13 protein-coding genes and 1 tRNA gene are annotated in these 13754 nt (G+C 35.4%); 1 reads left to right on the forward strand and 13 read right to left on the reverse strand.

Annotated elements, in window-relative coordinates:
* Nucleotides 1-134: 134 nt before the first annotated feature.
* The gene (locus tag ACMAYS_RS07235) at nucleotides 135-836 is read left to right on the forward strand and encodes a response regulator transcription factor (protein WP_103218883.1); all 702 of its coding nucleotides are present in this window, start codon (nucleotides 135-137) and stop codon (nucleotides 834-836) included.
* Here the strand turns inward: ACMAYS_RS07235 and ACMAYS_RS07240 are convergent.
* The 13 genes from ACMAYS_RS07240 to ACMAYS_RS07300 form a co-directional block, all read right to left on the reverse strand.
* Entirely contained in the window at nucleotides 825-1892 is a 1068-nt protein-coding gene (locus ACMAYS_RS07240; protein ID WP_158246928.1) for a UDP-N-acetylglucosamine--N-acetylmuramyl-(pentapeptide) pyrophosphoryl-undecaprenol N-acetylglucosamine transferase, read from the reverse strand. The two genes, ACMAYS_RS07235 and ACMAYS_RS07240, sit on opposite strands and share 12 nt — an antisense overlap.
* A 7-nt stretch (nucleotides 1893-1899) precedes the next feature.
* Nucleotides 1900-3057: an NAD(P)/FAD-dependent oxidoreductase gene (locus tag ACMAYS_RS07245; RefSeq protein ID WP_412463013.1), complete on the reverse strand. Its 1158-nt coding sequence runs from the start codon at nucleotides 3055-3057 to the stop codon at nucleotides 1900-1902.
* Between the two features lie 4 nt (nucleotides 3058-3061).
* On the reverse strand, nucleotides 3062-4873 hold the full coding sequence (locus ACMAYS_RS07250) for a DEAD/DEAH box helicase (RefSeq protein ID WP_392990730.1): 1812 nt from the start codon (nucleotides 4871-4873) through the stop codon (nucleotides 3062-3064).
* Nucleotides 4874-5043: 170 nt separating this feature from the next.
* Nucleotides 5044-5736 (reverse strand): hypothetical protein, encoded by a 693-nt coding sequence (locus ACMAYS_RS07255; protein ID WP_103218879.1) that lies wholly within the window; start codon nucleotides 5734-5736, stop codon nucleotides 5044-5046.
* A gap of 74 nt (nucleotides 5737-5810) precedes the next feature.
* Complete coding sequence (locus ACMAYS_RS07260) at nucleotides 5811-6200, reverse strand: hypothetical protein (RefSeq protein ID WP_103218878.1); 390 nt, start codon at nucleotides 6198-6200, stop codon at nucleotides 5811-5813.
* Nucleotides 6201-6366: 166 nt separating this feature from the next.
* A complete protein-coding gene (locus tag ACMAYS_RS07265; RefSeq protein ID WP_103218877.1) occupies nucleotides 6367-6756 on the reverse strand; it encodes a hypothetical protein in 390 nt (129 codons plus the stop codon).
* 127 nt (nucleotides 6757-6883) lie between these two features.
* Complete coding sequence (locus ACMAYS_RS07270; RefSeq protein WP_412463014.1) at nucleotides 6884-7723, reverse strand: hypothetical protein; 840 nt, start codon at nucleotides 7721-7723, stop codon at nucleotides 6884-6886.
* A complete protein-coding gene (locus tag ACMAYS_RS07275; RefSeq protein ID WP_103218875.1) occupies nucleotides 7665-8384 on the reverse strand; it encodes a LysM peptidoglycan-binding domain-containing protein in 720 nt (239 codons plus the stop codon). The genes ACMAYS_RS07270 and ACMAYS_RS07275 overlap by 59 nt, the downstream gene beginning before the upstream one ends.
* A 48-nt stretch (nucleotides 8385-8432) precedes the next feature.
* A complete protein-coding gene (locus ACMAYS_RS07280; RefSeq protein ID WP_412463015.1) occupies nucleotides 8433-9482 on the reverse strand; it encodes a hypothetical protein in 1050 nt (349 codons plus the stop codon).
* Nucleotides 9483-9719: 237 nt separating this feature from the next.
* Nucleotides 9720-9803: transfer RNA gene (locus ACMAYS_RS07285), tRNA-Leu, on the reverse strand.
* 83 nt (nucleotides 9804-9886) lie between these two features.
* On the reverse strand, nucleotides 9887-11938 hold the full coding sequence (locus ACMAYS_RS07290; protein WP_412463016.1) for a hypothetical protein: 2052 nt from the start codon (nucleotides 11936-11938) through the stop codon (nucleotides 9887-9889).
* Nucleotides 11939-12769 carry a hypothetical protein gene (locus ACMAYS_RS07295; RefSeq protein ID WP_146037904.1) on the reverse strand — a complete coding sequence of 277 codons (831 nt, stop codon included), beginning with the start codon at nucleotides 12767-12769 and terminating at the stop codon, nucleotides 11939-11941.
* Nucleotides 12770-12877: 108 nt separating this feature from the next.
* On the reverse strand, nucleotides 12878-13750 hold the full coding sequence (locus ACMAYS_RS07300; protein ID WP_412463017.1) for an ABC transporter permease: 873 nt from the start codon (nucleotides 13748-13750) through the stop codon (nucleotides 12878-12880).
* Nucleotides 13751-13754: the final 4 nt, after the last annotated feature.

Below are 13754 nucleotides of genomic sequence, written 5' to 3' on the forward strand. Positions count from 1 at the left end.
CTATAATTAAAGAAATTATCTAAATAATTCCAAAAAGACGCGTCGAGCATATATTTATCTTATTGACGAGCATATGAACCAACCTTTAAAATCAATACGTTATAGTTCAAAACTAAAGAACGAGAAGTTGAATCATGTCAAAAATTTTAAAGGCCCAGAAGCCACACGTAACAATCGTTGACGATGACAGCGATAACTTAGAAAACTACCAAGATCTTCTAGAAGATGAGTTTGATTTAGAACTTATTCAAAATCCTCTCGAGCTTCTAAGTTTCTTGAACACAAACAAGACAGACATTATGGTACTGGATCTTCACATGCCGGAAGTAAATGGTTTCGAACTATTTAGTAAGGCCAGAGAACTTGCTCCGCGTACTCCTGTAATTTTCTTAACTGGTGACCCATCAGAAGAAGCCTGTGTTAAGGGACTTGAAATTGGAGCACAAGACTTTATTGTTAAGCCAGTAACTATTAATGAACTAGTGGCCCGTATTAAAAATAAAGTAGAAGCAAAGAAGAATAAGCATCGTCGTAAAAAGAAGAATGAAATCAACTTTGAAGATCATAATTTCTCAATCAATCTCGATCAGCAAAATGTTGTTCTAGAAGGGAAAGAAATTAAACTTACGACAACTGAGTATAAAATCATCACTCTATTAGCTTCAAACCCTAACAAAATATTCTCAAGAGATCATATCTCTCAAGTTGTTTGGGCCGATAGTGATGTTAACTCACAAAATATTGATACTCACCTATCAAACCTAAGAAGAAAGATTAAGCCTTTCTCAAACTACATCAAGACAATTAAGTCTCGTGGTGTACTTCTAAGACTGTAATATTTCTTTTAATATAATCTCACTCGCATGCTCCCTATCCTGAGGGATAGCATGTGATGGGATATTTTTTATTTCTTCTAATAAGTCACAACGACCAAACTCATCTTCAGTAATTACGATAGAACCTAAGAGGCGGTTTGCTTCCATCGCATTGTGATATTGCTCGTTCTTTTGTGCAATTTTTAATGGAATATAAAGACTAGGTTTACCAATTGCAATCAACTCAGCAACTGTTCCTGCGCCAGAGCGTGAAATAATGTACTTTGCTGCCTTCATTAGATCAGGCATTTCATCACCTAAGAAAGCGACTGGAAAATAGCGACTACTTTCAAGAGATTTATACTCCTCAATATACTGACTTCCAACTTGATGTATAACGACAAATTGTTTCGTTAACGGCCCTAAGTTTTCTTTAATTTTATCATTCAATAATTTCGAACCATTTCCACCACCAGTAATGAAAAATATTGGCGCATCTGAATCCTTAAGCTCAATACCTTTGAAAGTACGAGTCTTTAGTTGAGTTGTTTTAAACTCATCTCTTACAGGGTATCCAGAATATCGAACGATCTTTTGAGGAAAATATTTTAAAGAATCTTTGAAACTAACGAACACACGATGAGCAAATAATGATGCAATTTTATTAGCAAGCCCTACTCGTGACGTTTGCTCATGAACAATAATTTTATAACCAAGAAGTTTACCTGCAACAACAGTTGGGACACTCACAAATCCCCCCATCGATACAATAGTATTTGCACGTAAACGAATATGAGCAAGATAATAAAAGCATTGAATTAGTCCGATCATTAGACGAAAAATATCTGTAATATTTTGCCAATCGAGATATCTTCTAAGCTTTCCTGTTGAAACACCAATATAGCGATCAACCTTACCTTTCGTTAACTTTGACTCAATTCCAGTATATGAACCAATATAGTAAATCCTAACAGAATCTTCTTTTAACTTATCAATTAAAGTTAGAGCAGGAACAACATGTCCACCACTTCCACCACCAGTAAATACAACAGCTTTTTCTTTCTTCTTATTTCTCATAGAGAAATTATACATATTTTGCGGCTACATAGCCAGAGGACCAGGCCCATTGGAAGTTATATCCTCCAAGAAGTCCTGTAACATCAAGAACTTCACCAACAAAGTAAAGATTCTTTTGCAATCGACTCTCCATTGTTTTGGAGCTTACCTGATTTGTATCCACACCACCTCTTGTAACCTCGGCCTTACGATAGCCTTCGGTTCCATTAGGGACAAAAGTCCAGTGATGCATTACTTCTATTAGCTTTTCTTTTTGTGCTCCAGAGAGTTCTGCACAATTTCTATTTAAGGGAAGATCGTGCTGGGCCAACCAAAGCTCAATAAAACGACTTGGTAAATGTCCCTTTAAAGCATTAACTAGATTTTTCTTCTTATGTTCTTTAAGAATTTCGTAAAGATCACTTTTAGGTAAGAAATTAATCTTAACCTCGTCCTTAATATTCCAATAAAGTGATGCTTTTAAAATCGATGGACCACTTAGACCCTTATGAGTCCATAAGATATTTTCAAGAAACTTCTTACTTCCTACCTTCACCTCTGATTCAATAGCAATACCTGCTAAATTTGCATTCACTTTGTCTAAAGTAAAAGGCACTAGTGCAGGTGTCGTCTCGATTAATTTATGACCAAATTTTTTCGCCACACGATAGCCGATATCAGTTGCTCCAAGTCCAGGAAATGAAAGACCTCCTGTTGCAAGAACAAGAGTTTCACTTAAAAATTCAGTGCCATCAGATAAAGTGACTTTATATTCTTCTTCATGCTCAACATCAACAACACGACTATTAACTCTTAGCTCACAATTTTTAGGTATAGACTTCAGTAGTGCTTCTAAAATTCCACGTGACTTTTGATCACAAAATAGCTGACCTAACGTCTTTTCTGTATAAGTTAAATTGTATTCAGATATAAAAGAGATAAAATCCCAATTTGTATATTGGCTTAATGCTGACTTACAGAAATGAGGATTATTAGAAACATAGAAATTTGGAGTGACGTCAAGATTCGTAAAGTTACAGCGCCCGCCTCCAGAGACAAGAATCTTCTTTCCAGGGCCTTTTGCACCTTCAAGAATTAAAACACTTCTTCCTCTTTTGGAAGCATGAATGCCGCAGAATAAACCTGCGGCACCAGCACCAATGATTATGACATCATATTTTTTCATTTAATTAGATTTGGCTACGAGAGTTTCCTCTATTTCCGTTTGAGCGCCCAGTGCTGCTACGACGGTTTCCAAAACCACCACGGCCACCTCTTTCAGAGCGTCCACCACGATCTCCACCGCGTCCGCCACGGTCACCGCCACGGCTAAAACGACCACCGCGATCACCACTGCGTCCACCATCACGAGAACGTTCTTTAGTTGCTTCAAATCTTAGTTTCTTGTTACCGATGAATACTTGTTCTTCACCGTTGATTAGAAGCTTTCCACTTTCAATTGGAATATCAATGAAAGAGAACTTATCTTTAAGCTGAACGTTACGGATCTTTCTTTGATCAATTTTAAGCTCACCTGCAATTGCATCTAAGAAAGAAGCAATTTGAGCACCGTCATCACGTCCGTAGTTTACGAAACAACGAATATTACCACGGTTATCTGCTCTAACTTCACCACGTGCACCACGCTCACCTCTTTCACCTCTTTGCTTAGGCTCCATATCGATGATTGGATTCATTTCAAAACGCTTCAGATTGTCAGCAAATAGTGACATATACATTGCTCTAAGAACTTGCTCTTTTTCAAGATGATCAAAGTTCTCAGCAAAGATGCTAAAGCTATCGTCTAAAGAATCATCTCCCTCAAGTTCTTCAAAAATCTCCTCAAAGTGGTTTAGCTTACGGCGAACCATAGCTCCTTTAAGAGTATCAACTGAAGGAATTCTTTCTCTTTCAATTTTAGCTTTTGTTAGTCTTTCTAGTGCAGAAATCTTTCTAATTTCACTTGGTGAAACGACAGAAAGAGCTAGTCCTTTTTGACCCGCGCGTCCTGTACGACCAATACGGTGTACATAAGACTCTAGATCTTGCGGAAGTCCATAGTTGAATACGTGAGTTAGGTGATCAACATCAATCCCACGAGCTGCAACGTCTGTACATACAAGAAGCTTTACTTTCTTATCTTTAAACTTTCTCATCGTTACATCACGATGTTTCTGATCCATATCTCCGTGAAGAGAATCCGCAAGGTAACCTCTAAGGTTTAGTTCATCACAAAGAGAGCTTGCTTCAAGCTTTGTCTTTGTAAAGATGATCCCGTAGTAATCCTCAACAGCATCAAGAAGACGACAAACTGCTTCTCTCATATTTTGATCACGTACAAGGTAGAACTTTTGCGTAATATTATCATTCGAAAGAGTTTTCTTTTGAACTCTAACAATTTCTGGTTCATCAAGATAATTCTTAATTAAATCAAGAATTGCAGGTGGCATTGTTGCTGAGAACATCCACGTTTTCTTATTTTCAGCTTGAGCAAGAATTTCCTTAACATCATCAAGGAATCCCATGTCTAGCATCTCATCAGCTTCATCAAGTACTGCATACTTAACTTTTTCAAGCTTTAGAACACCACGATTAATTAGATCAAGAACACGTCCTGGCGTACCAACAACAATTTGCGGCTTAATTTTCTTTAGGTTTCTGATTTGGTTATCAATTGCAGTACCACCGTAAACCGACATCGTCTTTACAGTTTCAAATGTTGAAAACTTTTTAATTTCATCGTTGATTTGGTTAGCAAGCTCTCTTGTAGGTGAAAGAATAATTGCTTGAATATTCTTTTCACTTCCATCAATACGATGAAGAAGTGGAAGAGAGAAAGCAGCAGTCTTACCTGTCCCAGTTTGGGCCTGACCAACAAAGTCAGTGTCTTTTTCAATTAATAATGGAATAGCTTGAGACTGGATATCTGTTGCCGATTCGAACCCTCTATCTTCGAGTGCACGAAGCAGCGATTCCTTAAGTGGAATTTCGTTAAAATTCAATTTTGACTCCTTAAACGCAAGCCTAGAATGCAGGCCACGGATGTTTGCTCGATCTTGAGCTGAAATAATGACTAGTGACCGTCATTTATAAATAGGCGTATTTTCTTAATTTCCGGGACTCTAACACGCTAGACGCTGTGTTTCAAGGGCCATGGAAATAATACAATTGTTCAATTTTTAATTGTATTGAACTCATCTCTCAAATTTTTGGCCATGTTACTAAAAAATGTTGAAACCGTGATGGATTTATTAAGTAACCAATGGTCAGTGCTACACGTAAATGTGTACGTATAACGTGTCCTGCCTCCAGCGGCCGGCATTATGTAATAAACCCCACCAGATGTTTGCATCACACTGTTATTACTAAGGGGAGACGAGATATAACTCTTTGAAAGCTTGTCATCCATCATCTCCATCGTAATTTTAAAGCCATCCATATAGCGATAAACACGTATCAAATCATTATATGTATAAAGGCCACGATTATAGGATCTACGCTTAACGACAAAGCGCTTGATTTCATTTTTATCGAGTTTTTTTATTTTGAGATCATTTACAATGACAGACTCAATTAATGAGTCACTAGAAAATGGACATTTTTTAAATTTATTTGAGAGAGTGCGTTTATCACTAAGTTCATTATTACAACGTTTATCAAAGGCCAAGACTGTGTCTAAGACAGTATTTACAGGTAGAGCTAGAACATCACTAATGGTTCCTTGATAGAAACGAATTCCATCTTTCTTTCCCGAAATCATAGCGACATCGAATTCTTTCGATTTTACACGATGATCAATATCAAATTTTTTAATATTGATGGCATATGCTGAAACCGCAAAAAATATAAGAATAAGAGTCTTCATGCCTTTTATTTACCATCATTTGAAAATTTGGGCAAAGACTAAGAGGACTTTCTATAAAAGATCAAAAATTCTAATTACTCTCTATTATCTTTATGGTCTTCATAAAAACGATCGATTACCTCTTGCCTCTCATCAGTACTTAGTTCCAAAAGAATATTCAATGTTTCTAAGACTTCTTTCTCCTCTTGTGAGGAGCTATCTTTGTAATCAAGACGATCTTCAAGTTTACTTATAACATGCTGTAATGCCGTCTCTTCTACTAAAATTTGTCTCTTTAAAAGCAGATTATTAAGGCTCTTTTGCTTTTTAAGAATAACAATATCTAGTGCCGAGCTCTCCTGCTCTTGATGATAGATCTCATTTTTAATTGTATTTAGCCTTTCCTCTAGCTCACTATCAACATTACCTGCAAAAGTACTAGCAGATAGAAGTAGGGCCGATAGAATAACCAATAGTGTTTTCATGATATTTTCCTTAAATTTAATTTTGAATTAATTCAAGTTAACATCAACAAACTGTATTTTGATTACGATTGAAAGCATTACAAGCGGTGTATGAAATATACACATGAAATATTTAGATCTTAAGGCCCATTCCCAAGAGAAGGAGCCCTAAGCTACTGATTTTATATTATAGATCGCGAAAGACTTCGTCCTCTATGAATTCATTTGTTTCAAAGTTCTTAAACCAAAGCCTAGCTGAGACTGTTTTTATAATCTCACCAGTTTTCACGTCCTCGATCCCAATAGCAAGATGTGCAATATCATCTGCTATATCGTAGCACTCTTCTTTTGTCGTATTCTCAATAATGCGCTTTTCAGTCCACTCTTGAAATACTCTACTCATTTTTATTCTAATTGGTAGATTTTCACCAAAATTTCCCTGAACCATACAAGCAGTACTTAACGGAACTGGCATTGGCTCTGTTGATGAATCAGCGTCAGTTTGATCATTGGCAAAAATACTAAGACTCGCTAGAAGTGCAAATAGACAAAGACTTCCTTTTAACATTTTAGGCATAAATTCCCCCTCTCATAGAATTCAAATATTTCGATATGGGCAAACCTATCAATAACGAGGTGCCTCGACAAACCTACTTCATACAAATTGAGAAAGATTAAGAAAAACTTAACCGCAGTTAACTGTCTTAGAAGTCTGTCATAGGTGAAATTGGGAAAATAATTTCAGACATTTTTGAATACCTAGAGCTACCGCCCCAGTAATCAAGATATTTGTAGCGAAAATAATAACGGCCATCACGCGAACTATGCCAACAAAACTCTGATCGATCGGCCCAAATCTCACGTACCATTTTCTTCTTATCAATATCACGATAAATTTCTATAAAGTACTTCTTTGCAGTTGAGTAACTAGGAAGATCCACTTTGTAACAATTTCTTTTTGAAACAAATTTCATCACATAACTACTCATACTTTTTGGATTACTATTTTCTGGCGCAGTAAGAGAAAAACTTCTTTCACCAAATGATATCAATTGCCCATTTTCGATTTGAGAAACCTTAATTTTATAGATTCCGACAGTGTTTTGTTTAAAGACAAATTGTGAGTTCACAGTCTCTTCTTTTAACACCCTTTGGTTCTCTCTATTAAGAATTTCGATTACATATTTCACGGAGGCACTTGCTTTCTTCGTTGTGCTCCAAGTGAAAGTTTCAATAATTAAATCTTTTTGTTGCTTTCGCTCTCCAGTAGTAATTTCAATTTTTTGAACTTCCAATATCTTCGGAATTATTACTGGCTCAACTTCTTCAACTTTTACTTTCTTTGCTACAACTGACTCAGAGGGTGGAGGTGATATACTTTGAACTGTTGTAACGATAACAGATTGCTTTGATTCTATTTCTTTATTTTGAAATATAAAGATCGTAAGAGCAATGAAAGCTCCAACGATCATTATGATAGAACTTCTATTGCTTAATAATTTTTTCAGAACTGATCTCTCTTCTTTTTGGATTTGAAAAATCATACTTCGCTCTTACTGCACGATATTCTTTCTTAACCGTTGCATAATCTTTGTAATATAAAGTGAAGCCTGGAAAAATTAAATCGTAATCATCAATGATCTCTTTATTATTATCCCAAATATTAATCCAGAATCGACTATTACCTTCGTAAACTCCTTGAGAAATTTTCCCAAGGGTATCATCCTTTTTTATAAGGTATGGCTCACCTTCTGGTCTTACATAATTTAAATTTTCAGGAATTCGAGGAACCTTAATTGTTTGCCCAACATACATATCTACTGATCCATTTAAATCCCTAATTTCTTTCCATTTACGAATATCTTTATAAAGATAAAATGCAACTTTCATGGCGGTATCAAACTCTTGAACTTCATATAGGTCATAACTCAGATCAGACGAAGCAGGAGTTCTTGATCCCTTCATTGAAATTTCTTTTTCAATAAGATTACTTTTAGGAATATCTTCATAGATTGTATCAGAGCGAAGAAGTTTAGTTTTTTCACTAACAGTACCTAGATTAAAAACTAGATCATCCTGAGTAAGGACAAGGGTATCATCCTCAATAGACGAATCCTCTTCAGAAACAAATTTGTAAACATCAATTGAACAAGATTGAAAAATAAGATTAATAAACAAAATTGAAATAAGATTGATTTTTTTCACATACACCTCAATACATATTGTCGGTATCAGTAAAAAAAAGTTTAAATTTTATAAAATATAACCAAAACCGAGACCAACCCTTAAAGTTGTAATATTAGAGGGCCCACTCATCCAATGATACTTAATCAAACTATGGGCGAAAAAGTTATTCCCGACGTTTTTAAACAGGTAAAAAAGAATCTTACTACCTGTAAAGCTTTGAGTATTTTCAGCATTTACTAAACTAGAGCTCCTCTCAGATGCTATAGACTGGGAATAACTCAATTTTGCAAAGAGCTTTTGACCAAATAAATTTACAGAGCGAGAAGCTCCTAACGTAGCATATAGGACTTGATTAGTATCAAAGCTTACAAGGTCATTCTTTTTCAGGTTTTCAAGATTGAATGTATTAAATTCTTCGTAATCAAGACCAGCATATAATGAAATAGCAGGTGAATTTAAACGATATGAAAAATAAAGATTTCCTCCAATCTCAGGATCTACATTTATCTTATCATTAGTATAATCATCTATTTCGGCCGTTGTTAGATATGAATAATAAATACTACCTGAAATATTAAAAGGTCTATCCTTTGGATAATAAGATGTACTAAGCCCTAAAGATACAGGTGAGTTCTGTAGAAAGCTCACATCAGCGTAAGCAGGATTATCTTGAGCAAACTTACCATATGAGGCCATATAGAACACAGAAGAGCGAAACGTTCTCTCGCCTAATTGCTCTTTAATCCTTTTCATGCTGTTTTGATCAATCCTCCCTGCTTTATTTAACTGGCGTTGATAAACAGAGAATTTATTATAATCCAATAACTCAACTGAAATATATAATTGCAGAACACTATCTTTTTTAAGCTTCGAAAAATCCACTTCATTAGCTTTCATCGTGCGCTGAACCATTGGGTGCTTTGCACTTACAACAGCATCATCAAGAATAAACCTTTTATAAATCTCAGAGAGTCTCTCACCACTAAAGTTTATTCGATAAGGAAACTTGATAAAATCGACTTTCTTATTTTTAAGTACTTCTTGAAAATCTATTGGCTCTGCACTGACAAAGTTGATGTAAAAGAATGCTAGTAATATGACTTTAATAATTTTCACTTTAATCCAATCGCTACGACAAAATATATTTAATTATAGCAAATGATTGATTTGAAGCAACCGCCTGCGGGAAAAGATGCCCAAAGGCATGTTTTCGTGCAGAGTGGAACCTAGGATCGTAGAAAAGAGTAATACGACCAATCCATCTTACGAAGTTGAGAGCAAGATAAAAATAAATTTTAATTAAAGTTGAAAAAAGGCAAAAAAAAAGACCGCGAAAGCGATCTACCAAAAAGATGGTGCCCAGAAGAGGACTTGAACCTCCACGCCAAAGGCACTAGATCCTAAGTCTAGCGTGTCTACCAATTTCACCATCTGGGCACAATTAAAAATTTTTCAAAAATTTCATTGGTAAGGCGTGAGAATATTTATAAGGGACTTCACTCAATATGGCAAGAAAAAAATTACGCTGCTGATTTATTTTTATTATTAAGCTTTCTCTCTAAGTCTTTAATTTTATTTGAAAGGATTTTATTTTCCTGATTTATTTTATGATTATCTTTTTTAAGAGAAGAAATTTCTGTTTCCATCTTAGATTTAAGCTTATTTTGTTTATCCATTAGCTTTTCAAGATGGGCTATTTTCTTATTATTTGCACCACCAGCTGCAGCAGCCTTCTTAGCTTTCTCTAATGTTTGAATCTGAGACTGAGCAAACTTAAGTCTTTGCTTGTACATCTTGATCTCAATATTTGCATCTTTAAGTTTTGTCTCAAGATCTTCACCTGTACCAGAAGTATTAGAAGTGTCGCCTTTAAACTTGGCTAACTCTTTTTCTAAGTCTTCTACTTTTAAGATTTCTTCTTTAAGCTTTTGTTGTGCCAGACTAAGCTCTTGCTTATCTTCTGCGGCCGATAGGTTAGCTGCATCAACTTTCTGGCTCATGACCTCTATCGAGTCACCTTTTATTTCTAACTCTTTTGAAAGCTGTTTAACTTTCTCTTCAAGATCCTGAATTGCTCTTTGCTCACCCATTGCTCCAAGAGGAGATTGACCATCTTCTTCAACTAGCACGTCTTGAACTTCTAGAGCAGGAGTTTGCTTTGCCTTTTCTAACTCGGCTTGCATCTTATCGAATAAGTGGCTCATACGAGCAACTTTCTCTTTCATTGCATAGTATTCAGACTCTCTAATAAATTGCTCTACAGACTTTCCAGTCTTCTCTAATACTTCTTCAGCAATATTACCTTCAACACCGTCTTTTACAGTTTCAAAGTCTTCTTTAGGAACGTTATATGTTTCTTCAACATATCCTTGTACTGAATTTAAGTAATCATTATAAGTTTCAAGCTCTCTTTCATTTAAGATCTTATTTTTAACTTCTTCTTTTAAAGCATCGTTATCAATTGGCCAATTCTCTGCCTTAACAAGATCTTTTAAAGTTTGTCTATCAACCTTATTAAAAAAGTTCTCATTGAACTCTTCTCTACTTTGTTCATTAAAGCTGTTAGTCACAGTCAGTCTAATGGCTTCCTTTAGGCTCTCAGCTTTTTCCTTATTTAATACAGACTTTTTAATAAATTCAATTTCATCATCAACTAAGACCTTAAGCATTTCTTTATCTGGATATGCCTCTAGGTTATCTAGAAAGTCATCTTGAGAGACTTCTCTCTTTGAGAGAAAATCAATTATTCTCTTTAACTCTTTTAATGATGCCTTTTTTATAATTGGATCGTGATAATTGCTATGATCGACAATTCTCTCACTTGAATCTTTTACGAGCTCTTCACTAGAATTAGCTCTTGAAGAGTTTACTTCATAGTCGAAACGAGCAATATACGATTTCTTTTTTTGAAGCGAGAACCTTAGATCCATCTTCCCTTTTTTTCGATTAATTCTCAAACAAAGATAAGAGAAGTCACTAGAAATGAATCGATAAATTTCATTAATCAATTCATCATCAACAAAGATAGATGAAATCTTCATATTTATAAGAAGCTCTTCATCGCTAAAAAGCATCTCTAATTCAACAGGAGCGCATTGTCTCTTGAGAACAATAGCATTTAAAATTCCCTGTAAGCCAACAGAAAGTTTTTCAATATCAAATGAATTCTCATGAGCCTTGAGGTTTGCAAGGTCACAATAATAACCGACACTAAAACGAGAGAGAATTTTATATTGCTTAACTTTCGTAAACTGTGGGAATGTACGATTTTTAGGGGTTTGTAGAACGCCGAAGTAGTTTTCAATTTCATTTAGAATAAATGAATTCTCAGTATAGACGGCGTCAGGAGTAAGACTTACCACACCAGATTTTATCTCTTCACTGATATAGACAACTCTTCCCATTGGGTTCGAATTCTTATAGCTAATATCATTAACTATTATATTTCTCTTATCTGAAAGCTCTTCAATACTTTCAACTTGAGTAAAATTTAAGTCTTCACACATTAGCTCACTCAGCTTCTCAAAAAGCTCTTGATCGATAAATGTATAAACCTCAATTCTATTACTCACCTACGCGCTCCTCCCAATATCTTCTTGAGAGAAGATTTCATTGAAGTAGCGATAGTCTTTTACATTATCTAAGATTGATTTAAAAATGACTTCAATATCATTGGAGTCAAATTCTAGCTCTAAGGCGAACACCTGATCGTGAACTTTATGCCATAGCTCACTAATATCATCATCTAAGTTATAATCGAGTTCAAAAAAGTCTCGACTTAGGCTCTTAAGATACTCAACATTACCGTATGACTCCTCTAAGCTTGCTAACTTATCCACAACATTTGTTCCATTACGGCAAACATAAGAAAAATAAGTCATTAGAATGGTATTGAAAACTTCTTTTAAAAAGTTGAAATCAAGATACCCCGAAATCAAGGCCAAATATACAACAGATGAAGAAATGACTTGTGCCTTTTTAAATGTAATAGCACTAGTTTTAATAAACTCTTCTTCAAGGTTAATATTGTCATGATTAAACTCGTAGAAAGTTTCATGACAAATAAAAACGAAGTCTAGTGTCGAAGACTTTTTCTCACCTTTTAAAATACGATAAAAGTCCACCAGAATAAGATTTCGATAACGAAGCTTCACTTCCTCTAATTGAGCCTTTTGTAGATCCATAAAGTGATCGACGACTTTTGAAACGCGCTCTTCATCAATGATTATTTTTTGAAAGAATTGATCATTTTGTTGCGAAAGTTTTTCAACTAACTCGAGATTAGCAAACTCTCCAGCACGGCCTATAAGAAGGCGCCTGCCACTTGGTCGTGACCAATACAACTCTCCTTTGAGTAGAGGATTGTTTTGAATTTGCTGGAAACTTAAGTTTATCTCTCTCATAATCCCGTAAGCTAATAAAATTAGGGCCTAATAATAGGCCCTCTTAACAATATTTATCGGAATGTTGAGTAAATAAATTAAGCTATTTTTTAATAGTCGAGCGTTTTCCTACGCTTTCCCTTTAAGCTTAGGATCTAGAGAGTCACGAAGAGCATCTCCAAGTAGATTTAATGCTAGAACTAGAACAAACATAGCTAGTGTAGCTGCAGAAAGTTGCCACCAAACACCACGTGCAAGTTCAAGTTTTGAGTCATCAATCATTGTTCCCCAAGAAGGCTGACCTTGTACTCCAAGACCTAAATAAGAAAGGATTACCTCAGATTTAATTGCCTGTTGGAATCTTAGTGAGAATTGAATGATAACAATGTGGAAGATATTTGGAAGAATATGCTTAAACATTCTTCTCATATTTCCTGCACCCAGAGCAGCTGCTGCCTGAACATACTCTCTTTCCTTGTGGCGTAGAACTTCACCACGAACAAGACGACATAGACCAACCCAAGAAGTTACCCCAAGAGCTAAGAATAGTGATGATGTCCCTTTTCCAAGTACCATAGTTACTGCAAAAAGAAGCATGATATAAGGAATTGAAGCTAGTGAAGTATAAAACCAAACAATGATTTCATCAACTTTACCACCAAAGTATCCGGCCATAAGCCCCAGAGTCACACCAATTACAGTTGAGATCATAGCTGTTGAGAAACCAATCCCAATTGCCATTTCTGCACCTTTAAGAGTTTTATATACTACAGAGCGACCAAAGATATCTGTTCCAAATAGTGCATCTGCACTTGGAGGCATATACGATGCTCCAATCTCTTTTGACCATTCACCTGCAATAACACCAAAGAATGTAAGTGCTGCAAGTATTACATATAATCCAATAACAACCATACTAAAGACTGCAGCTTTATCATTTTTAAGCTCCGTCCAAGCATGTCCCCATAGTGATTTTGATTCGCTTGAATGATTTATTGACATGACA

This window comes from Halobacteriovorax sp. RT-2-6, assembly GCF_047085025.1.
Lineage (GTDB): Bacteria > Bdellovibrionota > Bacteriovoracia > Bacteriovoracales > Bacteriovoracaceae > Halobacteriovorax_A.

What these genes read in the sequence shown, in the direction of transcription:
- ACMAYS_RS07235 (WP_103218883.1), top strand. Translation starts at nt 135, where the DNA reads ATGTCAAAAATTTTAAAGGCCCAGAAGCCACACGTAACAATCGTTGAC.
- ACMAYS_RS07265 (WP_103218877.1), bottom strand. Translation starts at nt 6,756, where the DNA reads ATGCCTAAAATGTTAAAAGGAAGTCTTTGTCTATTTGCACTTCTAGCG.
- ACMAYS_RS07270 (WP_412463014.1), bottom strand. Translation starts at nt 7,723, where the DNA reads ATGATTTTTCAAATCCAAAAAGAAGAGAGATCAGTTCTGAAAAAATTA.
- ACMAYS_RS07255 (WP_103218879.1), bottom strand. Translation starts at nt 5,736, where the DNA reads ATGAAGACTCTTATTCTTATATTTTTTGCGGTTTCAGCATATGCCATC.
- ACMAYS_RS07295 (WP_146037904.1), bottom strand. Translation starts at nt 12,769, where the DNA reads ATGAGAGAGATAAACTTAAGTTTCCAGCAAATTCAAAACAATCCTCTA.
- ACMAYS_RS07240 (WP_158246928.1), bottom strand. Translation starts at nt 1,892, where the DNA reads ATGAGAAATAAGAAGAAAGAAAAAGCTGTTGTATTTACTGGTGGTGGA.
- ACMAYS_RS07300 (WP_412463017.1), bottom strand. Translation starts at nt 13,750, where the DNA reads ATGTCAATAAATCATTCAAGCGAATCAAAATCACTATGGGGACATGCT.
- ACMAYS_RS07260 (WP_103218878.1), bottom strand. Translation starts at nt 6,200, where the DNA reads ATGAAAACACTATTGGTTATTCTATCGGCCCTACTTCTATCTGCTAGT.
- ACMAYS_RS07245 (WP_412463013.1), bottom strand. Translation starts at nt 3,057, where the DNA reads ATGAAAAAATATGATGTCATAATCATTGGTGCTGGTGCCGCAGGTTTA.